This is a genomic window from Streptomyces sp. NPDC055955 (assembly GCF_042270245.1).
Taxonomy (GTDB): Bacteria; Actinomycetota; Actinomycetes; order Streptomycetales; family Streptomycetaceae; genus Streptomyces.
This window is the reverse complement of sequence record NZ_JBHJYS010000007.1, coordinates 313,768-335,664: the sequence shown is the minus strand read 5'-3', so window position 1 is coordinate 335,664 and position 21,897 is coordinate 313,768. Positions and strand designations below refer to the sequence as shown.

17 protein-coding genes and 3 tRNA genes are annotated in these 21,897 nt (G+C 71.8%); 8 read left to right on the top strand and 12 right to left on the bottom strand.

Translation table 11 applies throughout. The features are described 5' to 3' along the window. Positions 1-65: 65 nt before the first annotated feature. The 7 genes from purM to purS form a co-directional block, all read right to left on the bottom strand. Entirely contained in the window at positions 66-1,139 is a 1,074-nt protein-coding gene (gene purM / locus ACFC96_RS17360) for a phosphoribosylformylglycinamidine cyclo-ligase (RefSeq protein WP_376255119.1), read from the bottom strand. 34 nt (positions 1,140-1,173) lie between these two features. Continuing rightward, a complete protein-coding gene (purF, locus tag ACFC96_RS17355) occupies positions 1,174-2,700 on the bottom strand; it encodes an amidophosphoribosyltransferase (RefSeq protein WP_376255121.1) in 1,527 nt (508 codons plus the stop codon). A gap of 404 nt (positions 2,701-3,104) precedes the next feature. After that, the gene (locus ACFC96_RS17350) at positions 3,105-3,914 is read right to left on the bottom strand and encodes an META domain-containing protein (protein WP_376612973.1); all 810 of its coding nucleotides are present in this window, start codon (positions 3,912-3,914) and stop codon (positions 3,105-3,107) included. A 181-nt stretch (positions 3,915-4,095) separates the two neighbouring features. Continuing rightward, positions 4,096-4,890 carry a sterol carrier family protein gene (locus ACFC96_RS17345; RefSeq protein WP_376255125.1) on the bottom strand — a complete coding sequence of 265 codons (795 nt, stop codon included), beginning with the start codon at positions 4,888-4,890 and terminating at the stop codon, positions 4,096-4,098. 222 nt (positions 4,891-5,112) lie between these two features. Further along, positions 5,113-7,362, bottom strand: coding sequence for a phosphoribosylformylglycinamidine synthase subunit PurL (gene purL / locus ACFC96_RS17340; RefSeq protein WP_376255127.1), 2,250 nt, complete (start codon positions 7,360-7,362; stop codon positions 5,113-5,115). Continuing rightward, positions 7,359-8,042, bottom strand: coding sequence for a phosphoribosylformylglycinamidine synthase subunit PurQ (purQ, locus tag ACFC96_RS17335; protein ID WP_376255129.1), 684 nt, complete (start codon positions 8,040-8,042; stop codon positions 7,359-7,361). The genes purL and purQ overlap by 4 nt, the downstream gene beginning before the upstream one ends. Continuing rightward, positions 8,039-8,305: a phosphoribosylformylglycinamidine synthase subunit PurS gene (gene purS / locus ACFC96_RS17330; protein WP_100598945.1), complete on the bottom strand. Its 267-nt coding sequence runs from the start codon at positions 8,303-8,305 to the stop codon at positions 8,039-8,041. The genes purQ and purS overlap by 4 nt, the downstream gene beginning before the upstream one ends. A gap of 327 nt (positions 8,306-8,632) precedes the next feature. On the opposite strand from purS, the gene ACFC96_RS17325 reads away from it, so the two are divergent. The 8 genes from ACFC96_RS17325 (at position 8,633) to ACFC96_RS17290 (ending at position 13,235) form a co-directional block, all read left to right on the top strand. Further along, positions 8,633-8,974, top strand: coding sequence for an Lsr2 family protein (locus ACFC96_RS17325; protein ID WP_116512201.1), 342 nt, complete (start codon positions 8,633-8,635; stop codon positions 8,972-8,974). 111 nt (positions 8,975-9,085) lie between these two features. Next, positions 9,086-9,157 (top strand) — tRNA-Gly (locus ACFC96_RS17320). Between the two features lie 79 nt (positions 9,158-9,236). Next, a tRNA-Gly gene (locus ACFC96_RS17315) sits at positions 9,237-9,312 on the top strand. A 164-nt stretch (positions 9,313-9,476) separates the two neighbouring features. Beyond that, positions 9,477-10,448, top strand: coding sequence for an ABC transporter ATP-binding protein (locus ACFC96_RS17310; protein ID WP_376255131.1), 972 nt, complete (start codon positions 9,477-9,479; stop codon positions 10,446-10,448). After that, a complete protein-coding gene (locus tag ACFC96_RS17305) occupies positions 10,445-11,254 on the top strand; it encodes an ABC transporter permease (RefSeq protein WP_376612971.1) in 810 nt (269 codons plus the stop codon). Before ACFC96_RS17310 ends, ACFC96_RS17305 begins: the two co-directional genes overlap by 4 nt. A gap of 17 nt (positions 11,255-11,271) precedes the next feature. After that, a complete protein-coding gene (locus ACFC96_RS17300; protein ID WP_376612970.1) occupies positions 11,272-12,531 on the top strand; it encodes a sensor histidine kinase in 1,260 nt (419 codons plus the stop codon). Further along, entirely contained in the window at positions 12,528-13,136 is a 609-nt protein-coding gene (locus ACFC96_RS17295; RefSeq protein ID WP_376612969.1) for a response regulator, read from the top strand. The genes ACFC96_RS17300 and ACFC96_RS17295 overlap by 4 nt, the downstream gene beginning before the upstream one ends. Before the next feature lie 23 nt (positions 13,137-13,159). Beyond that, a tRNA-Gly gene (locus ACFC96_RS17290) sits at positions 13,160-13,235 on the top strand. A gap of 56 nt (positions 13,236-13,291) precedes the next feature. Here the strand turns inward: ACFC96_RS17290 and ACFC96_RS17285 are convergent. From ACFC96_RS17285 to ACFC96_RS17265, 5 genes are all read right to left on the bottom strand, one after another. Continuing rightward, entirely contained in the window at positions 13,292-14,188 is an 897-nt protein-coding gene (locus tag ACFC96_RS17285) for a phosphoribosylaminoimidazolesuccinocarboxamide synthase (protein ID WP_376255139.1), read from the bottom strand. Between the two features lie 109 nt (positions 14,189-14,297). Beyond that, the gene (locus tag ACFC96_RS17280) at positions 14,298-15,842 is read right to left on the bottom strand and encodes a N,N-dimethylformamidase beta subunit family domain-containing protein (protein WP_376255141.1); all 1,545 of its coding nucleotides are present in this window, start codon (positions 15,840-15,842) and stop codon (positions 14,298-14,300) included. 203 nt (positions 15,843-16,045) lie between these two features. Then, a complete protein-coding gene (locus tag ACFC96_RS17275; RefSeq protein WP_376613022.1) occupies positions 16,046-17,953 on the bottom strand; it encodes a hypothetical protein in 1,908 nt (635 codons plus the stop codon). A gap of 273 nt (positions 17,954-18,226) precedes the next feature. Continuing rightward, on the bottom strand, positions 18,227-19,480 hold the full coding sequence (purD, locus tag ACFC96_RS17270) for a phosphoribosylamine--glycine ligase (protein WP_376612967.1): 1,254 nt from the start codon (positions 19,478-19,480) through the stop codon (positions 18,227-18,229). 193 nt (positions 19,481-19,673) lie between these two features. Next, a complete protein-coding gene (locus ACFC96_RS17265) occupies positions 19,674-21,896 on the bottom strand; it encodes a DNA polymerase III subunit gamma and tau (RefSeq protein ID WP_376612965.1) in 2,223 nt (740 codons plus the stop codon). Position 21,897 lies beyond the last annotated feature (1 nt).

The following is a 21,897-nucleotide window of genomic DNA, read 5'->3' as shown; positions in this document are numbered from 1 at the left end:
ACTGCACTTCACCCGGTCCGGGGTGGTCACACCGCCGGACCGGGTTTTGTGCTGCCCTGCGGGCCTTACTTGCTGTAGTCACCCGTGAGCGCCGCACCCGTGGTGTGCTCGCCGCGCTCGGTGATCTCACCGGCGACCCACGAGTCCACACCGCGGTCGGCGAGCGTCGCGAGCGCGGAGTCCACCGCGTCCTGGGGGACGATCGCCATCATGCCGACGCCCATGTTCAGCGTCTTCTCGAGCTCCAGGCGCTCCACCGCGCCGGCCTTGCCGACCAGGTCGAAGATCGCGCCGGGCGCCCACGTGGAGCGGTCCACGGTGGCGTGCAGGCCGTCCGGGATGACCCGGGCCAGGTTGGCCGCGAGGCCGCCGCCCGTGATGTGGCTGTACGCGTGGACGTCCGTGGTGCGGGTCAGCGCCAGGCAGTCCAGCGAGTAAATCTTGGTGGGCTCCAGAAGCTCTTCGCCGAGCGTGCGGCCGAGCTCCTCGATGTGCTGGTCGAGCGTGAGGTTCGCGCGGTCGAAGAGGACGTGGCGGACCAGCGAGTACCCGTTCGAGTGAAGGCCGGAGGACGCCATGGCGATCACCGCGTCACCCGTACGGATACGATCCGGGCCGAGCAGCCGGTCGGCCTCCACGACGCCGGTGCCGGCGCCCGCGACGTCGAAGTCGTCCGGGCCGAGCAGGCCCGGGTGCTCCGCCGTCTCGCCGCCGACGAGGGAGCAGCCGGCGAGGACACAGCCCTCGGCGATGCCCTTCACGATGGCCGCGACACGCTCGGGGTGCACCTTGCCGACGCAGATGTAGTCGGTCATGAACAGCGGCTCGGCGCCACACACGACGATGTCGTCCATGACCATCGCGACGAGGTCGTGACCGATGGTGTCGTACACACCGAGGCGGCGGGCGATGTCGACCTTCGTGCCGACTCCGTCCGTGGCGGAGGCGAGCAGCGGACGCTCGTAACGCTTGAAGGCGGAGGCGTCGAAGAGGCCGGCGAATCCGCCGAGACCGCCGAGGCCGGCGACCTCGGGGCGCTGCGTCTTCTTCACCCACTCCTTCATCAGTTCGACGGCGCGGTCGCCCGCTTCGATGTCGACGCCCGCGGACGCATAGCTGGCACCAGGTGTCTCAGACATGGCTTGAGAACTTTCGTGTCGTACGACGGGGGTCTTACGGGCGACGGAGGGCGTCGGCGGCGGCGGTGTTCGCCGGTCCTGCCGCGAGCTCGGTCTCCAGGAGCTGCTTGCCGAGCAGCTCGGGGTCGGGAAGATCCATCGGGTACTCGCCGTCGAAGCAGGCGCGGCAGAGGTTCGGCTTGTCGATGGTCGTGGCCTCGATCATGCCGTCGATGGAGATGTAGGAGAGGGAGTCGGCGCCCAGGGACTTGCCGATCTCGTCGATCGACATGCCGTTGGCGATCAGCTCGGCGCGCGTCGCGAAGTCGATGCCGAAGAAGCAGGGCCACTTCACGGGGGGAGAGGAGATCCGGATGTGGATCTCGGCCGCGCCCGCTTCGCGGAGCATGCGGACCAGGGCGCGCTGGGTGTTGCCGCGCACGATCGAGTCGTCGACGACGACCAGCCGCTTGCCCTTGATGACTTCCTTGAGCGGGTTGAGCTTCAGCCGGATACCGAGCTGCCGGATGGTCTGCGAGGGCTGGATGAAGGTCCGGCCGACGTACGCGTTCTTGACCAGACCCGCGCCGAACGGAATGCCGGAGGCCTCCGCGTAACCGATCGCGGCGGGGGTGCCCGATTCCGGCGTCGCTATGACCAGGTCGGCCTCGACCGGTGCTTCCTCGGCGAGTTTGCGACCCATCTCCACGCGGGAGAGGTACACGTTCCGCCCGGCGATGTCGGTGTCGGGGCGGGCCAGGTACACGTACTCGAAGACACAGCCCTTGGGCTTCGCTTCTGCGAATCGGGAGGTGCGCAGGCCGTTCTCGTCGATGGCGACGAACTCGCCCGGCTCGATCTCGCGCACGTAGCTGGCGCCACAGATGTCGAGGGCGGCGGACTCGGAGGCGACGACCCAGCCGCGCTCGAGCCGGCCGAGGACCAGCGGGCGGATGCCCTGCGGGTCACGGGCCGCGTAGAGGGTGTGCTCGTCCATGAAGACGAGGGAGAAGGCGCCCCGCACATCCGGAAGGATCTTGGCGGCGGCGTCCTCGATGGTCAGCGGCTTGCCGTCGTCGTCGACCTGGCCCGCGAGGAGCGCGGTGACGAGGTCGGTGTCGTTGGTCGCGGCGAGCTGGGTGTTGCGGCCGTTCTCCTTGGGGAGGGCGGCGACCATCTCGGCGAGCTGCGCCGTGTTGACCAGGTTGCCGTTGTGGCCGAGCGCGATCGAGCCGTGCGCGGTGGCACGGAACGTCGGCTGGGCGTTCTCCCACACAGAGGCGCCGGTGGTCGAGTAGCGGGCGTGACCGACCGCGATATGACCTTGGAGCGAACTGAGGGAGGTCTCGTCGAAGACCTGGGACACGAGGCCCATGTCCTTGAAGACGAGAATCTGGGAGCCGTTGCTCACCGCGATTCCCGCGGATTCCTGACCTCGATGCTGGAGGGCGTAGAGCCCGAAGTAAGTGAGCTTGGCGACCTCTTCACCGGGAGCCCAGACACCGAAGACGCCGCAAGCGTCCTGGGGGCCTTTCTCGCCGGGGAGCAGATCATGATTGAGTCGACCGTCACCACGTGGCACGCCTCCGAGTGTAGGCGAGATCGACCACTGGTCCGAATTGGCTAACGTGATCCCGCGCCTGGTCGAGCCGGTGGCGCCCGCCCCTGAGGCCGTGTCCCGGGGGCGCTTCGCCGCTCACCGACCCCTTTGCGCCCGCCCCGCTCCTTCGGCGCGATCATGCCGTTGACCTGGCTCTTCGTGTGCTACGGGCGCGGCTGGGCGGCCTCGGGGGCCGCGTCGGCGACGGGTGCGGGGCGGTGAGCGCCGCAGGGGGCGGCGCCGGGCGCGACGGCGGGTGCGAGTGTGACGGAATTCGCTGCGGGGACGGCGGGCGGAGGCCGGGGACGGGGCCGGGGGAGCCAGAGGTCGGGGCCGGGGGCAGGGACAGGGGAGCGAGAGGCCGGGGGCCGGGGGTGCCCGTCCGGTCAGCCGCGGTCTGCCCGCGCCACGGCGCCGGTTCCGTCGGGGGCCGTCAGCGTGAGGGTGCGGCCGTGGATCTCGTACGACAGCTTCTGGGCGAAGAGCTTCAGGAGGGCGCGCTCGGTGGCCATGGGCGGGCCCTGGCAGAGCACGCGGGTCGTGACGGGCCTGCCGAGCGTGAGACGGCCGTCGCGGAACTCGGCATTCGCCCGGAAGCGGTTGCAGCCGAGGCTGCCGGTGGCGATGTCGCCCTTGCCCGCCCCGCCCGCCTTTTCGAAGGTCATCCTGGCCCGGCCCGCCACCTCCTTCGGCAGCGAGGTCGCGACGTCGTCGGAGAGCAGACTCGTGACGGTCCACTCGGTGCCGGTCAGCGGGGCCGGACGGTCCCTGACCAGGGCGATCGTGTCGCCGTCGTCGGTGGTGAGGGTGAGGTGGTCACCGTCGGTCCTGGCCTTGTTGCTGCCGCCGATGGCACGGCTGAAGGTCTTCTCGAAGTCCCGCTGCTTCTTGTCCATGCACATCGACATCGTCACGGTGCTCGTGCCGATACGGATCGTGTCGCCGTCGATCTCGGCCTGGGCGTCGAAGCTGTTGCAGCCGTTGTTGCCGCGCGCCCGGTCGGCCGAGGGGAACTCCACGTACGCGCTCTCGGGGGCCTGCGCCGTGGCGCCGTCGACGGTGACGCTCTCGACCTTCCAGCGGACGCCGGTGACGGGCGTGTCTGCGACGGACACGGTCTGTGATCCGCACGCTGCGACGGCCGCGAGGGGCAGGAGCGCGGCCAGGACGGTGAGGTTCCGGGATTGCGTGTGCATGGCGCTTGGACGGGTCGGACGGGCGGATCGGTTCCACCCGCTCACGAGGCCCTCGGGCCTTTCGTCCGGGTCAGGCCGGACCAGGGAGCCGGTGCTGGTGCCGGTGCTGGTGCTGGTGCTGGTGCTGGTGCCGGTGCCGGTGCCGGCGCCCGCGAGCCCGGCGTGATCCACACGACAGGCCCTAGCCCATGAGCGGCAGCAGGCTGCCGAGATCGGCCCGTTCGCCGCTCGCGCTGACCTTCGCGTCGTCCAGGGCGGCGCGCCACCCGACGCGTCCGGTGGCGAGGCGGATCCAGGTGAGCGGGTCCGTCTCGACGACGTTCGGCGGGGTGCCGCGGGTGTGGCGGGGGCCCTCGACGCACTGGACGACGGCGAACGGCGGGATCCGCACCTCGGTCGACGCGCCGGGCGCCTTCACCGCGAGGGCGTCGGCGAGCAACCGGGTGCAGGCGGCGAGCGCCTGACGGTCGTACGGGACATCGAGGCCGGGCAGCGCGTCGTTCAGGTCGTCGGTGTGGACGACGAGTTCGACGGTGCGGGTGACGAGGAAGTCGGCGAGGGTCATGGCGCCGAAGCGGGTGGGGATCAGGCGGGTGTCGGGGGCCTCGGCCAGGGCCCGCTCGATACGGGCCGTGGCGCGCGCGAAGAGCTCCGACGGTTGTGCGCCCGCGGCGAGTTCACGGGTGCCGTCGGCGATGGCGTCGGACTCGGTCGCGGTCCCCGACGGCCAGTCCAGAAGCGGGAGTTCGCGCTTGGCCGGCTCCGGCATCTCCAGCCCCCTGGCCACCGCGCCGACCGCCATCGTGAAGTGCGCCGCCAACTCCCGCACGGTCCAGTCACCGAGCCGGGTCGGGGCGCCGAGCTGCTCCGGGGTGAGCGCGAGCACCGCGTCCCGCACCTGCCCGAACTGCGCGAGAACGGCCGCCCGCGTCTTGGCGGAGTCATAGGAACGCGCGCGCTTCTTGGCCGGAGGCATGGGGCGAGCCTATGCCTTGACCGCGCGACCGGGGTGCCCCTTTGCGACCGGGGTGACCCTTTGCGACCGGCGTCGCCCGCGGAAGGGCCGACGAGCGCGGGTCGCCGCGGCGATCAGCCGTGGTGCGGCAGACCGGACTCCTCTGTCCCGCTGGATCGACGCGAAGGCCCCGCCCGGCAGTTCACAGCCGGGCGGGGCCTCGCGTTCGTACGGGAACGACCGTCAGGCGAGCAGTGCCGGGATCGTCGCCTCGTGGGCCTCACGGAGGTCCGTGAGGGGGAGGGTGAACTCGCCCTGCAGTTCCACCGCGTCGCCGTCGACCACGCCGATGCGGGTGGCCGGGAGGCCGCGTGCGCCGCACATGTCGGTGAAACGCAGCTCCTCGCTCCGCGGGACGGCGACGACCGCGCGGCCCGCCGACTCGGAGAACAGGAACGTGAACGCGTCCAGGCCGTCGGGCACGATGAGCCGCGCGCCCTTGTCGCCGAGCATCGCCGACTCGACCACGGCCTGGATCAGGCCGCCGTCGGACAGGTCGTGCGCGGCGTCGACCATGCCGTCGCGGGACGCCGAGATCAGGATGTCGGCGAGCAGCCGCTCCCGCTCCAGGTCGACCTGCGGGGGCAGACCGCCGAGGTGGTCGTGGACGACCTGGGACCAGGCCGAGCCGCCGAACTCCTCGCGGGTGTCGCCGAGCAGGTAGAGGAGCTGGCCCTCTTCCCCGAAGCCGACCGGCGTGCGGCGGGCGACATCGTCGATGACGCCGAGCACGGCCACGACGGGCGTCGGGTGGATCGCCGCCTCACCCGTCTGGTTGTACAGCGAGACGTTGCCGCCGGTCACCGGGGTGCCGAGGATCTGGCAGGCGTCGGCGAGACCACGGATGGCCTCGACGAACTGCCACATGACGTCCGGGTCCTCGGGCGAACCGAAGTTCAGGCAGTCGGAGATCGCGAGCGGCTTGGCGCCGGTCGTCGCGACGTTCCGGTACGCCTCGGCGAGGGCGAGCTGCGCGCCGTGGTACGGGTCGAGCTTCGCGTAACGGCCGTTGCCGTCGGTCGCGATGGCGACGCCGAGCCCCGACTCCTCGTCGATGCGGATCATGCCCGAGTCCTCGGGCTGCGCGAGGACGGTGTTGCCCTGCACGAAGTGGTCGTACTGCGAGGTGATCCACTTCTTCGACGCCTGGTTCGGCGACGCGACCAGCTTCAGGACCTGGGCCTTCAGCTCCTCCTTGGAGGTGGGCCGCGGCAGCTTGTTCGCGTCGTCGGCCTGGAGCGCGTCCTGCCACGCGGGGCGGGCGTACGGGCGCTCGTAGGTCGGGCCCTCGTGGGCGACCGTGCGCGGGTCGACGTCGACGATCTTCTCGCCGTGCCAGAAGATCTCCAGGCGGTCGCCGTCGGTGACCTCACCGATGACGGTGGCGATGACGTCCCACTTCTCGCAGATCTCGAGGAAGCGGGCGACCTTCTCCGGCTCGACGACCGCGCACATGCGCTCCTGCGACTCGCTCATGAGGATTTCCTCGGGCGAGAGCGTGGAGTCGCGCAGCGGTACGTCGTCCAGCTCGACGCGCATGCCGCCCGAGCCGTTGGACGCCAGCTCGCTGGTGGCGCAGGAGATTCCGGCGGCTCCGAGGTCCTGGATGCCGACGACGAGCTTCTCGGCGAACGCCTCCAGGGTGCACTCGATGAGGAGCTTCTCCTGGAAGGGGTCACCGACCTGGACGGCGGGACGCTTCGAGGGCTTTGCATCGTCGAAGGTCTCGGAGGCCAGGATCGAGGCGCCGCCGATGCCGTCACCGCCCGTCCGGGCGCCGTACATGATGACCTTGTTGCCCGGGCCCGACGCCTTCGCGAGGTGGATGTCCTCGTGCCGCATGACACCGATGGCGCCCGCGTTGACCAGCGGGTTGCCCTGGTAGCACGCGTCGAAGACGACCTCGCCGCCGATGTTCGGCAGGCCCAGGCAGTTGCCGTAGCCGCCGATGCCGGCGACGACGCCCGGCAGGACACGCTTGGTGTCGGGGTGGTCGGCCGCGCCGAAGCGCAGCGGGTCGACGACCGCGACCGGGCGGGCGCCCATCGCGATGATGTCGCGCACGATGCCGCCGACGCCGGTGGCCGCGCCCTGGTAGGGCTCGACGTACGACGGGTGGTTGTGCGACTCGACCTTGAAGGTGACGGCGTAGCCCTGGCCGACGTCCACGACACCGGCGTTCTCGCCGATGCCGACGAGCAGGGCGTCGGACTGCGGCGCCTTCTCGCCGAACTGGCGCAGGTGGATCTTGGACGACTTGTACGAGCAGTGCTCGGACCACATCACGGAGTACATGGCGAGCTCGGCGCCGGTCGGGCGGCGGCCGAGGATCTCCACGACGCGCTCGTACTCGTCCTTCTTCAGACCGAGCTCGGCCCAGGGGAGTTCGACGTCGGGGGTCTTTGCGGCGTTCTCAACGGTGTCGAGGCTCATGAGGCGGCGACCAGCTTCTTGAGGATCGAGGTGAAGAAGGGGAGGCCGTCGGTGCGACCGGAGCCGACGAGCGGCTCGACGGCGTGCTCCGGGTGCGGCATCAGACCGACGACGTTGCCCGCCTCGTTCGTGATGCCGGCGATGTCGCGGAGCGAACCGTTCGGGTTGAAGCCGACGTAACGGAAGGCGACGCGGCCCTCCGCCTCCAGCATGTCCAGCGTGCGCTCGTCGGCGACGTAGCGGCCGTCCATGTTCTTCAGCGGGATGTGGATCTCCTGGCCCGCCGTGTAGTCGGCGGTCCAGTCGGTGTCCGTGTTCTCCACGCGCAGCTTCTGGTCACGGCAGATGAAGTGCAGATGGTCATTGCCGAGCATCGCGCCGGGGAGCAGGTGCGCCTCGGTGAGGACCTGGAAGCCATTGCAGATACCGAGAACGGGAAGACCCGCCTTGGCCTGGTCGACGACGCTCTCCATCACCGGCGAGAACCGGGAGATGGCACCCGCCCGCAGATAGTCGCCGTAGGAGAATCCACCGGGCAGGACGACGGCGTCGACCTGCTTCAGATCCTTGTCCTTGTGCCAGAGGGCTACGGGTTCCGCGCCGGCGAGTCGGATCGCGCGCTGCGTGTCCCGGTCGTCGAGGGATCCAGGAAAGGTGACGACTCCAATACGAGCGGTCACTTTTCTGCCCCCACCGCAGGTTCTTCCACCTTCACGGTGAAGTTCTCGATCACGGTGTTGGCGAGGAACGTGTCGGCCAACTCGTGGATACGGGCGAGGACGGCATCGTCGACCGGCCCGTCAACCTCGAGTTCGAATCGCTTTCCCTGACGTACGTCGGAGATGCCCTCGAAACCGAGGCGCGGCAGTGCACGCTGCACCGCCTGGCCCTGGGGGTCGAGGATCTCCGGCTTGAGCATGACGTCGACTACGACGCGTGCCACTGGCACTCCCGGTGTGTGGTGCTGAGCAGGTTCCTTCAGACTACCCGGACAAAATTTCTACTCGCGTAGACCGTAGGAAGCTACGAGAGCCGGATCACGTTACTGCAACGGCACGGTGACCCCGCGGAAAATCAAGGGAAAGATTTCGGAGACCCATTGCCTCCGGACACGCGGGGGGATTTAGTCGGTCTTCACAATGCAATGCCAGGCAAGGTAAAAAGGAAATGGCGAAAGTGGGCAGTTCGCCTCTGCTTTGCCCCATAACAGCCGGACAGTCGACATCGGCGCACGTCAAGGTGCGGATGTCGCACGAAGGGACCGATATTCGTGGCGCAGCGTGTCGTGGTCACTCTCTCCGACGACATCGACGGCGGAGATGCCGCAGAAACGGTCGTGTTCGGTCTCGACGGCAAGTCGTACGAGATCGACCTCAATCCAGCCAATGCCAAGAAACTGCGCACGGCCCTGGCCCCCTTCCTCCAGGCCGGCCGCAAGCAGACCGGCTCGGGCAAGGGCGCCTCGGGGAAGACCGTGAGGAGCTTCAAGCACACCGCGGTGTCCGCCGACCCGGCGGCCGTCCGCGCCTGGGCGCGCTCGCACAAGATGGACGTCCCGCCGCGCGGCCGCATCCCCAAGCGGGTCTACGAGGCGTTCGAGGCGGCCAACTGACCCCCTCCGACAGCCCGCAGAGCAGCCGACTTGCGCTCCACCCCTGTTGATCAGCTAAAGTCTGGAGCACGCCGAGGGGCGAGGCCGAAAGGCCGGACCTCACGGAGTCTTGCGGGTGTAGTTCAGTAGTAGAACATCCCCCTTCCAGGGGGAAGGCGCAGTGTGCGATTCCTGTCACCCGCTCTGCATGGCGTACCAATCACTCTTCGGAGTGCGGTAAGCTGGTGCTCGCGCCGATCGATGAGAGTCGATCGGAGGCAGTGCGAACGTAGCTCAGTTGGTAGAGCGCAACCTTGCCAAGGTTGAGGTCGCGAGTTCGAACCTCGTCGTTCGCTCCAGTTGAAGGCCCCGGTCCATCGGACCGGGGCCTTCTGCATGTCCGTGGGCCTCTCGTCTCCGTGTCCCTCCGAGGATCATGTCCTCGACCCGCTCTGACATTTGTCATGCGGTCCGGTGACAGCGCGCACTGCTCCCCGCCCCGGAGCCGGGAGAGGCTCGGGACATGGAAACGAACGAGCGCGTGATCGACGTCACCGATCTGCGACGCGTGTACGGGGGCTCGTACGAGGCGGTGCGCGGAGTGACCTTCTCCGTCGCCCGCGGAGAACTCTTCGCCCTCCTCGGCACCAACGGCGCGGGCAAGACCTCCACCGTCGAACTCCTCGAAGGACTCGCCGCCCCGGCCGGCGGCCGTGTACGGGTCCTCGGGCACGACCCGTACACGGAACGCGACCTGGTCAGGCCGCGCGTCGGGGTCATGCTCCAAGAAGGCGGCTTTCCGTCCGAGCTGACCGTCGCCGAGGCCGTCCGGATGTGGGGCGGATGCACGAGCGGCGCCCGGCCCTCCGGTGAGGCCCTCGAGCTCGTCGGGCTCGAACGGCGGTCCCGGGTCCGTGTGAAGCAGCTGTCCGGCGGCGAGAAGCGGCGCCTCGACCTGGCGCTCGCGCTGCTCGGCCGGCCCGAGGTCCTCTTCCTCGACGAACCGACCACCGGCCTCGACGCCGAAGGGCGCCGCGCGACCTGGAACCTGGTGCGCGAGCTGCGCGCCGAGGGCACCACCGTGCTGCTGACCACCCACTACCTCGAAGAGGCCGAGGAGCTCGCCGACCGGCTCGCCATCCTCCACGAGGGGCGGATCGCCGCCGAGGGCCGCGTCGACGAGGTCGTCGCCGCCCAGCCCTCGCGCATCTCCTTCGAACTGCCCGACGGCTACTTCCCCGGCGACCTCCCGCCGCTCGCCGAGCTCGGCGTGAGCGGCCACGAAACGGACGGTCGCACCGTCCTGCTGCGGACGGACGAGCTCCAACGGGCCGCCACCGGGCTCCTGTTGTGGGCCAGGGACGCCCGGGTCGAGCTGCGGGGGCTCGACGTGCGCAGCGCGTCCCTCGAGGAGGCGTTCCTGCGGATCGCACAGGACGCACGGACGGACACCATGGCCGGCACCGAGAACAGGGACGAGGTGGCGGCGCGATGAGCGCGGTCGTGACGGACAGGACGGAGCCCGCGGCCATGGCCCGCACGACGGCCGCCGGACGGATGCGGGCGCTCGCCCGCGCGGAGCTGACGCTGATCGGCCGCAGCAAGGGCACACTGTTCACCGCGGTGTGCGTACCGCTGGTGCTGCCGTTCAGCGTGCGCTCGTCGGTCGACAGCATGGACCTGAAGGGCGCGGGGCTCACCGTCGGCTCGGTGCTGCTGCCGTCCGCGATCGGCTTCTCCCTCCTCTTCGCCGTCTACAGCGCCCTGGTCGGCATCTACGCGGCCCGGCGCGAGGAACTCGTCCTCAAGCGGCTGCGCACCGGAGAACTGCGGGACGCGGAGATCCTCGCCGGTGCCGCCGTGCCCTCCGTCGCCATCGGCCTCGCGCAGAGCCTCGTGCTCGTCGCCGCCTGCACGGCGTTCCTCGACGTGGGGGCTCCCCGGGCGTCCTATTACGCCGTACTCGGGCTGCTGCTGGGCCTGGTGATGTGGCCCGCGCTCGCCGCCGTCACCGCGAGTCTCAGCAAGAGCGTCGAGAGCGCGCAGGTCGCGGCCATGCCGCTGCTGCTTGTCTCGATGCTCGGCTCCGGCACCGTCGTGCCCCTCGAGGTCATGCCGGACCGCCTCGCGTCGGTGTGCGAACTGCTGCCCCTCACACCGGTGATCACCCTCGTACGGGGCGGCTGGACCGGGGACCTCTCCGCGTACGACGCCCTGGGCGCCGTGGCCACCGCTGTGGCCTGGACCGTCCTCGCCGTGTTTGCTGTACGCCGGTGGTTCCGCTGGGAACCACGGCGTTGATCCGACGGAGCGGGGACATGAGGCGGCCTGACGCGTGGTGGCGGGGGAAGAGCACCCCGGCGAAGGTGGAGACGTACACACGGTGGTCTCTGCATTCCTTCGGGCTCGTCGAGATCTTCTGGCTCGGCCCGCTCGCCTTCGGTGAGGTACCGGCCGCGCTCGCCTGGACCCTGCTCCTCGCGCTCTGCGCGCACGCCGCGCTCGGCGCGGTGACCACGTCCAAGGCGCTCGACTGGACGCGCGGCCGGCGCGAGCAGCCGGTCCGTCTGGTCGTCGCGTACGGGGTCGCCACCGCCGTGATCTCGGTGGGGACGCTCGGCGTGATGCTGCGGGTGCCCTCGGACGAGGAGGCCGGCACCCGCACGGCGCTCGTCCTCTTCGTCGGCATCCTCATGGTCGGCGCCGGCTGTGCCACGCCGGGGCTGCGCACCCGCAGGCGGGTGATCGGCGCGGCGCTCGGCGCGTCCCTCGGTGCCGGGGCGGCGTCCGTGCCGTCCGGGCTTCCCGCGCCGGCCGCCCTCATCACGGCGGCCACCGTGCTGTTCACCACCGCGATCTTCGCCCTGACCGCCGGATTCTCCGTCTGGCTGCTGAACGCCGTCCACGAACTCGACGAGGCCCGCGAGACCCGGGCGCGGCTCGCCGTCGCCGAGGAACGGCTGCGGTTCGGGCGTGATCTCCACGACGTGATGGGCAGGAATCTCGCCGTGATCGCGCTCAAGAGCGAGCTCGCCGTGCAGCTCGCGCGACGCGGGCGGCCCGAGGCCGTGGACCAGATGACCGAGGTCCAGCGCATCGCCCAGGAGTCGCAGAAGGAGGTACGGGAGGTCGTACGCGGCTACCGCGAGGCCGATCTGTCGGCCGAACTCGCGGGCGCACAGGGCGTGTTGACCGCGGCGGGGATCTCCTGCGACGTGGTGGGCACGGCCGCCGGGCTGCCCGGCCCCGTGCAGTCCGCCCTCGGCTGGGTCGTGCGCGAGGCCACGACGAACGTCCTGCGGCACGGGGACGCCCGGCGCTGCGACATCGGCGTGCGGGTGGGGCCGGACGCGGTGGTCCTGAGCGTGGAGAACGACGGGGCCGGGACCCCGGGGGCCCTGAGGGGCGGGTCCGGGCTCGCGGGGCTGAGGGAGCGCCTCGCCGAGGTCGACGGGACGCTCGAGGCGGGTGCGGTGACAGGTGCGGACGGTGTGTTCCGGGTGGTGGCCGAGGTGCCGCTGGCCGCGCGCGCCGTGGGACCGCGGCGCGACGCCGCGTACGAAAGGAGCGCCGGGTGACCGTGCGCGTGCTGCTCGCCGATGACGAGCACCTCATCCGCGGGGCGCTCGCCGCGCTCCTCGGGCTGGAGGACGATCTGGTCGTCGTCGCCGAGGCCGCCACCGGGCCCGAGGCACTCGCCATGGCGCGGGCGCACCGGCCCGATGTGGCCGTGCTCGATCTGGAGATGCCGGGCGCCGACGGTGTGAAGGTCGCCACAGCGCTGCGGAGTGAACTGCCCGACTGCCGGGTCATGATCGTGACCAGCCACGGGCGCCCGGGGCATCTGAAGCGGGCCCTGTCCGCCGGAGTGCGCGGGTTCGTGCCGAAGACCGTGAGCGCCCAGCGGCTCGCCGAGATCATTCGGACCGTGTACGCGGGAAACCGTTATGTGGACCCGGAGTTGGCGGCCGACGCGATCGCCACGGGCGACTCCCCGCTGACCGCCCGCGAGGCCGAGGTGCTCGAATTCGCCGCCGACGGAGCGCCCGTCGCGGAGATCGCCGAGCGCGCCGCGCTGTCGCAGGGGACCGTGCGGAACTATCTGTCGTCCGCCGTCTCGAAGCTCGGCGCCGAGAACCGGCACTCGGCAGTGCGGCTCGCACGGGAGCGAGGTTGGGTATAGTTGCTCTCGCGCCACGGCGCAGTGCGAACGTAGCTCAGTTGGTAGAGCGCAACCTTGCCAAGGTTGAGGTCGCGAGTTCGAACCTCGTCGTTCGCTCCACAGAAAGCCCCCGGCACCTCAGGTGCCGGGGGCTTTCGCGTGTCTGGCGCGCGTCGCTACCAGCTGACGCCGGTCAGACGCTCGTACGCCTCGATGTACTTGGCGCGCGTCGCGTCCACGACCTGCTGGGGCAGCGCGGGCGGCGGCTGCTCGCTCTTGCGGTCCCAGCCGGAGTCGGGGCCCGTCAGCCAGTCCCGCACGTACTGCTTGTCGAACGACGGCTGCGCGCGGCCCGGCTCCCACTCGGCCGCCGGCCAGAAGCGGGAGGAGTCCGGGGTGAGGACCTCGTCGCCGAGGATCAGCGTCTCGCCGTCGAAGCCGAACTCGAACTTGGTGTCCGCGAGGATCACGCCGCGCTCACGCGCGATGTCCCGGGCCCGGGCGTAGACGTCGAGCGTCGCACGGCGCAGCTGGGCGGCGGTCTCCGCGCCGACCTGGCGGGCCACCTCCTCGTACGACACGTTCTCGTCGTGCTCGCCGACCTCGGCCTTCGTGGCGGGCGTGAAGATCGGGGCGGGCAGCTCCGATCCGTCGGTCAGGCCCTCGGGCAGGGCGAGGCCGCAGACCGTGCGCGAGTCGTTGTACTCGACGAGGCCGGAGCCCGTGAGATAGCCGCGGGCCACGCACTCGACGGGGACCATGCGCAGCGACTTGCAGATGAGGGTGCGGCCCTGCCAGTCGGCGGGGGCGCCGGCCGGCAGCTCCGTCGACAGGACGTGGTTGGGGACCAGGTCGGAGAGCTGGTCGAACCACCACAGCGACAGCTGCGTGAGCACGCGGCCCTTGTCGGGGATGGGGGTGGGCAGCACCCAGTCATAGGCGGACATGCGGTCGGAGGCGACCATCACGAGGTCGCCCGCCTCGTTCCGGTACAGGTCCCGCACCTTGCCGGTGTGGAGGTGTACCAGGCCCGGCACCTGCTGGGGTTCGGGCTTTTCGACGAATCCGGACACGGTTCCTCCCCGTGGATATGTACGAGTGCACCTGATTCTCGCTCATACGGGGACGAGTTTTGGCCACGGGTCCGGCGGGTGCGGCAGCGGTGGGGCGGGACGGGACGGGTCAGTCGCGTTTGCAGATCCGGTCGAGGAGGTTGGCCGTCGCGCGCTGGATCCGCGGGTCGACGTGGCCGGGGCGGTCGAGTGCCGGGGACCAGGCGAACGTGCCGGACGCGAAGACCAGTGATCCGGACGGCGCCCGGTAGAGGGAAGTCTCCTGGTGGCGCGGCGCCCGCTCGCTGTCGCGGTAGGGCGAGTGGGCGAGCAGGATGCGGTCCTCGTGCTCGGGCAGCGCGGTGCGCGGGAAGTAGCGGTCGGCCTCGCCGGCGACCAGACCGTCGATCTCGTCGCCCTCGTGCGCCCCGGTGGCCTCCCACAGCCAGTGGCCCGCGTTCCGCACGACGAGAGGATGCGGCTCGGGGACCCGGCCCGCGTACTGGATGCCCATGAGTTGCTGCTCGGGGCGGTCGATCTCGCGCCACAGGGCTGCTTTCCCGGGCGCCCTGCGCTTGTGGCAGGTGAGCAGCCGGTCCGGCACTCCGGACGGGGACGGGCCCAACTCCACCTGCCAGTACATGGTGTTGGCGGAGAGGAACACGAGCGACGTGCCGTGCTCGCGGGCCATTTCGGTGGTGCGGCGCATCGGCGTCGACCAGTACTCGTCGTGGCCGGGGAAGACGAGACCCCGGTAGCGGGTCGGGTCGACGCGCCCCGCGTGCAGGTCGCGGGCGTCGGCGTACGCGAGGTCGTAGCCGTACCGCTCGGCCCAGCGGATGAAGTCGTAGGCGTGGCCGACGTGCAGGGGGAGACCCGCGCCGGCGTACGGGCGGTCGAAGGAGACCGTCGTCGCGGCGTCGCCCTCGCCGAGCAGCCGCCCCTCCTCGTCCCACGCGTGGTAGAGACTCGCCCCCGTGTGCCCGTCCTCCGGGTAGAGGTTGTACGCCTGCCAGGTCACGTCCGGCAGGAGCAGGAGCAGGTCGGCGGGGCGGCTGTCGCGGACCGTGAAGGGGACGTGCGAGCGGTAGCCGTCGACGGTGGTGAGGACGGCCACGTACGCCCCCACGTTCCAGAACGACGGGATCTGCAGGCGCCAGGACAGCCACCAGTGGTGGCAGGAGACCGTGCGGTCCGCGGCGAGCGGGGGCGGCTGGACGATGCCGGAGAGCCGCGGACTGGTGATGATCTTGCTGGCGCCGTCGCCGCCGTAGTGGCCGATGCGGTAGATGTCGACGCTGAACTGCTGGGGCGGGTCCACCGTGATGTGGAAGTCGATCGCCTCGCCGGGCGCGGCCGCTCCGGTCGACGTGAAGCCCTTGATCTGGCGGTGCACGTCGTCGGCCATGCGGGGGCCGCCGGTGCGGGGGCTCGGGATGCCGGCCGCGGCGATGGTGCTCGCGCCGGGCTGGGGGACGTGATCGACGTACCAGGGGACCACCTGGCCCGTGTCGTCGAAGTAGTGCTCACTGCCGCGCAGCCACGGCAGGGGGCCCTGGCCGAAGGGGTCGCTCACGGCGTGGGCGAGCGCGCCCGACTCCCAGCGGCGGATGGTGCGGGGTGACCGCGCGTGTTCCGGCCGTCCGGCCTTCTGCCCCTCCCGTTCCGGCCCCATGCCCGCTTCCCTCCCTCGCTCCCCCGAGCCCTTGTGCACTCCGTCTGTCAGCGACCGGCCCCAGCACATCACATTACGCACGCACTCCGTCACCGTTCGTCGCGAATTGACGGGAACGGAACGTGGACCTCCGGAGGTTGGGGGTTGGGCGGTGCGGGTGCGAGGGGCGCGAGGTGCGGGTGTGCCGCGATCGCCGCCGCGGGCTACACCAGTCGGACCGGCTTCTCGGGGCGGATGCCGAGGCGGGCGAGCCAGGCGCGCAGCGGCTCCGGGTCTCCCTCTTCGACGAGACTCAGGACCCGCGGGGTCAGATCCTTGGCGCGCTCGCCGTCGACCAGGAGCGAGGGGCCGTCCAGCCAGTCGAGGCCGGGGGCGGCTCCGGCCGTGTCCACGGCGGCGCAGCACACCATCGCCGTGACGTGATCGGCCACCAGCTCTCGTCCCGTACGGGGTGGTTGGAGCGGGAAGAGCGGGAGCATGCCCTCGTCCCACAGCGCGCCGTCGGGCCCCTGTCCGGCGGCGGGCACGGGCGGGGCGGGGCGCTCGCTCTCCTCGCGGGCCGACTCGGCGCTCAGTCCGGCGGCGAGCAGAGCGGTGGGGGTGTCCTCGCGGTCCTCGGCGTCTTCGAGGTCCTCCAAGGCCTCCAGGTCCCCCAGTTCCCCCAGTTCCCCCAGTTCCTGCGGGGCTGTGGAGCCGTCGTCGGGGGAGACGGTGGGGTCGGTGTCGGCGGCGACGGCGACGTCCTTGGCGGGGACGGTGAGGTCCTCGGCGGGGGCGGTGGGGACTTCCGGGGCTGCGGGGGCCACGGGTCCCGCCGTTGCGAGGTGGTCCATCACCCGGGCGAGTGTCGGGCCCTCCGGGTCGGGGGACGAGGGGTCCACGGAGCCGCGTACGCCGAGTGCGTCCAGGACGCGGTGCAGGCGCGCCGCGTCCGTGCGCCACTTACGGTCCACGACCTCGTCCGGATACTCCTGCCAGTCGACCGGCGCCCAGTCGGGGCCGGGCTCGGCGGGACCTCCGTGGAACAGCCGGGCCGCGAGCAGCGACGCCGCCTCGTCCACCGTGCCCGGCTCCTCCAGCAGATCGCAGGCGGGCCGCTCCCCGAGCCGGGAGGCGAAGCCCTCGGCGAGGCGGTCGCGCCGGGACAGCTCGGTGAGGGCGGCGACGACACCCGCGTCCAGCCGGGAGGGCCAGCGCCCCATGCGCCAGGCGGGCAGCGCGACCCGGGTGAGGAGCCGGTCCCAGCCCGCGTAGGCCAGGCCCACCTGCTCCTGGGCGACGATCCGCACGCCGTAGTCCACCGTCTGGGCGCGCTCGGCGGCGGCCGCGGCGACCCCGCGCTCCATCTCGCCCGCGTGGCCCCGGCAGCTGCGAAGCAGCAGGCGCGCGACCCAGCCGACGCAGCCGAGGACCGCCCGCCCCAGCGGACCCCGGCCGGGCGCCGCAGCGACGGCGACCGCCGCGTCCAGGCCCCGCACGAAGCGGCGCGCGGCCGCTATGTCCGGATGCGCCGACGGCCCCGTGCCGGCGACGACCGGGGCGAGCACGGCGCGCAGCTCGCCCACGCGCATCCACCACAGGAAGGGGGAGCCGATGACCAGGACGGGCGCGGCGGGCACGCGGCCTCTGCCTGCGCCGCCCCGGATTCCCGGGTCGTCGGCGTCATGCGGGATCCGGCCCTCGTCGTCCTTGGCCTCGGGCGGTCCGTGCGCGGGATGCGTACGGTCCTCCAGCCAGCTGTCGCAGTCCGGGGTGAGCGCTATGGCCGAGGGGGCCGGTACGTCGAGCCGGTCGGCCAGATCGCGCACCAGCCGGTAGAGATCGGGGGCCCGCTCCTCGGCGATCGGCACCGTCGGGCTGACCGCCGGGCGGGCGCGGGCCACCACGAGGGCGATGCCGGCCGCCGCGGCCAGGACGACCAGGGCGATGACCGTGACGATCCACCGCGCCGTCGTCCAGCCGTCGCCGACCATGTGCCCGGTGGCGGCGCCCGCGGCCAGCACGACCGCGAAGGCCGCGGGCAGCAGGGCGACGGCCAGCGCCCTGCCGCGGATGCGCAGCACCGCGAGAGCCCGGGAGCGCGCGGCCTGCGCGCCCACCTCCGCACCCATACCGGACACGACCGACGTCACCCCCTGCTGCCTATGTTGCCTGCACCCATGGCGTTGTCCACTCCCCCACTGTGGCACCCGTCACTGACATCGCAATGCCGGTGGGCCAAGTGCCGGAACGCTTGCGCCGCACCCTAGTTGGGGCACAAGGCATCGTCAGCCGGATGGGCGAGCGGTCACTCGATGGAATGGCTTTGGGTAGAGGTGGATGACACTCAGGCCCCTGATCCGCTTCGGATCAGGGGCCTGAGGTTGAACGGGTGAGGCTTCCGGTCAGGCCTCCGCGGCCGCCTTCGCCGCGATGTCGGTGCGGTGCTGCGAGCCGTCGAGGCCGATGCGCGACAGCGCCGCGTAGGCGCGTTCGCGGGCCTGTGTGAGGTCCGAGCCGGTCGCGGTCACCGAGAGCACCCGGCCGCCGGCACTGACGACGGCGTCCCCGTCCCGCTTCGTCCCGGCGTGCAGGACGTACGCGTGGGGCGCATCCTGCGCGGCCACGTCGGCGAGCCCCGTGATGGGGTCCCCGGTGCGCGGCGTCTCCGGGTAGTTGTGGGAGGCCACGACCACGGTCACGGCCGCCTCGTCGCTCCAGCGCAGGGGCGGCAGGTCCGCGAGCGTGCCGTCTGCCGAGGCGAGGAGGACGCCCGCGAGCGGGGTCTTGAGGCGGGCCAGGACGACCTGGGTCTCCGGGTCGCCGAACCGGGCGTTGAACTCGATGACCCGTACGCCGCGCGAGGTGATCGCGAGCCCCGCGTACAGCAGGCCCGAGAAGGCCGTGCCGCGGCGGCGCAGTTCGTCGACGGTCGGCTGGAGCACCGTCTCCATGACCTCGTCGACGAGCTTCGGGTCGGCCCACGGCAGCGGCGAATAGGCGCCCATGCCGCCGGTGTTGGGGCCCGCGTCGCCGTCGAGCGCGCGCTTGAAGTCCTGCGCGGGCTGGAGGGGGACGACGGTCACGCCGTCGGTGATCGCGAAGAGCGAGACCTCGGGGCCGTCGAGGAACTCCTCGATGACGACGCGGTCACAGGCGTTGGCGTGCGCGCGGGCGGCCTCGAGGTCGTCGGTCACGACGACGCCCTTGCCGGCCGCGAGGCCGTCGTCCTTGACCACGTACGGGGCGCCGAAGGCGTCGAGCGCCTCGTCGACCTCCTGGGGGGTGGTGCAGACGTACGAGCGGGCGGTCGGCACACCGGCCCCCGCCATCACGTCCTTGGCGAACGCCTTGGAACCCTCCAGCTGTGCGGCTTCCCCGGAGGGGCCGAAGCAGGGGATGCCCGCGGCGCGTACGGCGTCGGCGACCCCTGCGACAAGGGGTGCCTCCGGGCCGACCACGACGAGGTCCGCGGCCAGCTCACCGGCCAGCCGGGCCACGGCGGTGCCGTCGAGGGCGTCGACCGGGTGCAGCTCGGCGACCTCGGCGATTCCTGCGTTGCCGGGCGCGCAGTGCAGCGCGGTGACGTCGGGGTCGAGGGACAGTGAGCGGCACAGGGCGTGTTCGCGGGCGCCGCTGCCGATGACGAGGACCTTCACGCCAGCCAGCATAGGCGGCGGGCCGGTGTGCTCTTGTACGGGCCGCCGAGCGCGCGGGCGGCGGGGGTTCGTGCGTTTCTCCATGCGGTGGGGTGCCGGGCCCCGGTCCGACGGCTTTCCGGGGCGGGAGGGTGCGGCTCGATGGGCGCGGTCGCCCACGTGCGCGTGGCCGCCCGGCCCCTGCTGCCGCCGTCTACTCGTTCGTGAACTCCTCGACGACCGTCGCGCCGAGCTCGCGGACGATCAGGTCATGGCCGGAGAGGACCGACTCGTCGAGATCGGGGTCGTCGTCCGCCGGGATGTCGTCCTCGATGGACACCGGGGGCGGCTCCGGGGCGGCCGGTCTCGGCGCGGGCGCCGGGGCGGGGGCCGACGCCTGCGGCGCGGACCGGTCCGGGGGTCTCGGCGCGGCCGGGGCCTGGGCCTGCGGGGCCGGCGGGCGCGGCGAGGCCGGGGCCGCGGGAGCGCCACCGCCACCGTGGCCCGGGTAGCCGCCGCCAGGGGCGGGAGGCGGCGCCTGGCCGCCGCCACCGCCGCCCGAGGGGTCGACGACCGCCTCGACCTTCCAGTGGACGCCGAACTGCTCGGCCAGCGCCGCCCGCAGCACGTCTTCGCTGCCGCTGCTCGCGAAGTTGTCCCGCGCTCCGGCATTCAGGAAGCCGAGCTGGAGGGTCGTGCCGTCGAAGCCGGTCACCTGCGCGTTCTGGCTGAGCAGGATCCAGGTGAAGCGGCGCTTGTTCTTGACCACTTCGAGGATGTTCGGCCACAGGCTGCGCGGGTCGAGCCCTCCGGCGGCGGGCGGTGCCGCGGCCGGAGGCTGAGCGGCTGCCTGCGGCTGGGGCTGGGCGGGGGGCGGCGTGGGCGCCGCGGCGGAGGGCTGGCCTCCGCCGGTGGGTGCGGCCGTGGGCCACCCGCCGGGGCGCCTGCCTCCACCGGCCGGGGCGGCCGTGGGCCATGCGCCGGGTGCGGCCCCGGCGGGCGGCGCCGCGGGCGCGGGTTCGGCGGGCGCGGCCGGAGGCGCGGACACCTGCGGAGCGGGCGCGGCCTGGACAGCGGGAGCCGGGACGGGGGCGGGAGCCGGCGCCGGAGCAGCGGGCGCGGGCGCGCTCTCGCCGCCCGGTCCGGGCCCCCGCACCGCCGCCCGGGCAGCGGCAGGACCGCCGCCCGCAGGGACCTGCGCGGCCGCACCGGAGTGAGCGTCGGGCGCGGGCACGTACCCCATGGCGGGGCCGGAGCCCTGTCCCGCGGGTACGAAGTGGCCGCCGCGCTCCAATCGGTCGAGCCTGGCCATCACGGAGCGGGCGTCGTCGTACGCGGCGGGCAGCAGCACGCGCGCGCAGATCAGCTCGAGCTGGAGGCGGGGCGAGGTGGCGCCCCGCATCTCCGTGAGCCCCTCGTTGACCAGGTCGGCGGCGCGGCTGAGCTCGGCGCCGCCGAAGACTCCGGCCTGGGCCTGCATCCGCTCGACGACGTCCGCGGGAGCGTCGATGAGGCCCTTCTCGGCCGCGTCCGGGACGGCGGCCAGGATCACCAGGTCCCGCAGCCGCTCCAGGAGGTCGGCGACGAACCGGCGCGGGTCGTTGCCCCCCTCGATGACGCGGTCGACGACCTCGAAGGCCGCCGCGCCGTCACCCGAGGCGAAGGCCTCCACGACGGAGTCGAGGAGCGAACCGTCCGTGTACCCGAGGAGAGACGTCGCCATGGCATACGTCACACCGTCCTCGGCCGCGGCGGCGAGCAGCTGGTCCATGACGGACATGGAGTCACGCACGGAACCGGCGCCGGCCCGCACGACCAACGGCAGCACACCCTCGGCGACGGGGATGTCCTCCTTGCCGCAGACCTCTCCGAGGTAGTCCCGGAGCGTCCCGGGCGGCACGAGGCGGAAGGGGTAGTGGTGCGTACGCGACCGGATCGTCCCGATGACCTTCTCGGGCTCGGTGGTGGCGAAGATGAACTTGAGGTGCTCCGGGGGCTCCTCGACGACCTTCAGAAGGGCGTTGAACCCCGCCGACGTGACCATGTGGGCCTCGTCGATGATGTAGATCTTGTAGCGGCTGCTCGCGGGCCCGAAGAAGGCCTTTTCGCGCAGGTCACGGGCGTCGTCGACACCACCGTGGGAAGCGGCGTCGATCTCGATGACGTCGATCGAACCCGGACCGTTCCTCGCCAGGTCGCGGCAGGACTGGCACTCTCCGCACGGCGTCGGCGTGGGCCCCTGCTCGCAGTTCAGACACCGCGCGAGGATGCGCGCGCTCGTCGTCTTGCCGCAGCCGCGCGGACCACTGAACAGGTACGCGTGATTGACCCGGTTGTTCCGCAGCGCCTGCTGCAGCGGGTCGGTCACATGTTCCTGCCCGATGACCTCGGCGAACGACTCCGGGCGATAGCGGCGGTAGAGCGCGAGAGACGACACG

Coding starts and splice junctions, on each gene's coding strand:
- ACFC96_RS17305 (WP_376612971.1), top strand. CDS start 10,445: ATGAGCGCGGTCGTGACGGACAGGACGGAGCCCGCGGCCATGGCCCGC.
- purM (WP_376255119.1), bottom strand. CDS start 1,139: ATGTCTGAGACACCTGGTGCCAGCTATGCGTCCGCGGGCGTCGACATC.
- purL (WP_376255127.1), bottom strand. CDS start 7,362: ATGAGCCTCGACACCGTTGAGAACGCCGCAAAGACCCCCGACGTCGAA.
- ACFC96_RS17310 (WP_376255131.1), top strand. CDS start 9,477: ATGGAAACGAACGAGCGCGTGATCGACGTCACCGATCTGCGACGCGTG.
- ACFC96_RS17275 (WP_376613022.1), bottom strand. CDS start 17,953: ATGGGTGCGGAGGTGGGCGCGCAGGCCGCGCGCTCCCGGGCTCTCGCG.
- ACFC96_RS17345 (WP_376255125.1), bottom strand. CDS start 4,890: ATGCCTCCGGCCAAGAAGCGCGCGCGTTCCTATGACTCCGCCAAGACG.
- ACFC96_RS17300 (WP_376612970.1), top strand. CDS start 11,272: ATGAGGCGGCCTGACGCGTGGTGGCGGGGGAAGAGCACCCCGGCGAAG.
- ACFC96_RS17350 (WP_376612973.1), bottom strand. CDS start 3,914: ATGCACACGCAATCCCGGAACCTCACCGTCCTGGCCGCGCTCCTGCCC.
- ACFC96_RS17280 (WP_376255141.1), bottom strand. CDS start 15,842: ATGGGGCCGGAACGGGAGGGGCAGAAGGCCGGACGGCCGGAACACGCG.